This is a genomic window from Pseudorhizobium tarimense, from assembly GCF_022968135.1.
GTDB classification, from domain to species: domain Bacteria; phylum Pseudomonadota; class Alphaproteobacteria; order Rhizobiales; family Rhizobiaceae; genus Neorhizobium; species Neorhizobium tarimense.
The window spans coordinates 1,451-2,805 of sequence record NZ_JALJRA010000049.1 but is presented as its reverse complement, the minus strand read 5'-3'; the positions used below and the strand labels follow the sequence as shown (position 1 = coordinate 2,805).

The window sequence follows — 1,355 nt, the reverse complement described above, 5'->3', positions numbered from 1 at the left end:
TTCTACACCGATCCCGCCTTCTTCCAGTCGATCTGGAACACGCTGATGATCGTCGGCGGGGTCCTGCTGATCACGATCGTCGGTGGAACACTGATTGCGCTTCTGATCGACCAGCCGATTTTCGGGCAGGGAATCGTGCGCATCCTGGTGATCTCGCCCTTCTTCGTCATGCCGCCGGTCGCAGCGCTGGTGTGGAAGAACATGATCATGCACCCGAGCTACGGTGTGCTTGCCGATATCAGTCGGCTGTTCGGCCTGCAGCCAATCGACTGGTTCGCCCAATATCCACTGCTCGCGATCATCATTATCGTCGCCTGGCAGTGGCTGCCGTTCGCCACGCTCATCCTGCTGACAGCCCTTCAGTCGCTCGACAGCGAGCAGAAGGAAGCGGCCGAGATGGATGGCGCGAACGTCCTCAACCGCTTCATCTATCTGACGCTGCCGCACCTGGCGCGCGCCATGACGGTGGTCGTCCTGATCCAGACGATCTTCCTGCTCGGCGTCTATGCGGAAATCCTCGTCACCACCAATGGTGGGCCCGGCTATGCTTCCACCAACCTGGTGTTCCTCATCTACCGGACGGCACTACTCGGCTACGACGTCGGCGGTGCCTCCGCGGGCGGGATCATCGCCATCATCCTCGCCAACATCGTCGCGATCTTCCTGATGCGCGCCGTCGGCAAGAACCTGGATCGATAGAGGAACGACCATGGCACGCTCCGTCACCACCCGTCACAAGGTCATCGCCACCGCCGCCGCTTGGGCCGTTGCGCTGCTGATCTTCTTTCCCATCCTCTACACCGTCGTCACCAGTCTGAAGACGGAACCGGAGGCGATCGAAGGCTTCAACCTGATCCCTTCGTTCACGCTCGAGAATTATGTGACGGTGCAGACCCAGCGGGACTACATCAAGCCGTTCACCAACTCCGTCATCCTGTCGGTCGGTTCGACGATCTTCGCGCTGATCATCGGCATTCCATCCGCCTGGGCCATGGCGTTCTCGCCGACCAAACGGACGAAGGACGTGCTGATGTGGATGCTCTCGACCAAGATGATGCCGGCGGTCGCCGTGCTCGTCCCCATCTACCTGATGTTCCGGGACTTCGGCCTCCTCGATACGCGCATTGGCCTCACCATCATGCTGACGCTGATCAACCTGCCGATCGTGATCTGGATGCTTTACACCTATTTCCGCGAAATCCCGGGCGAGATACTGGAAGCGGCGCGCATGGACGGTGCAGGCCTATGGCAGGAGATCGTCTACGTCCTCACGCCGATGGCAGTGCCGGGCATTGCGTCGACGCTTCTCCTCAACATCATCCTGGCCTGGAACGAGAGCTTCTGGACGATCCGAC

2 protein-coding genes are annotated in these 1,355 nt (G+C 60.3%); both read left to right on the top strand.

Annotated features, from left to right (window positions below):
• On the top strand, positions 1–699 hold a 699-nt coding region (locus MUU54_RS24460), incomplete at its 5' end, for a carbohydrate ABC transporter permease (protein ID WP_247246531.1).
• 10 nt (positions 700–709) lie between these two features.
• Positions 710–1,355: carbohydrate ABC transporter permease (locus MUU54_RS24455; RefSeq protein WP_247246530.1), on the top strand; the 646-nt coding region annotated here is incomplete at its 3' end.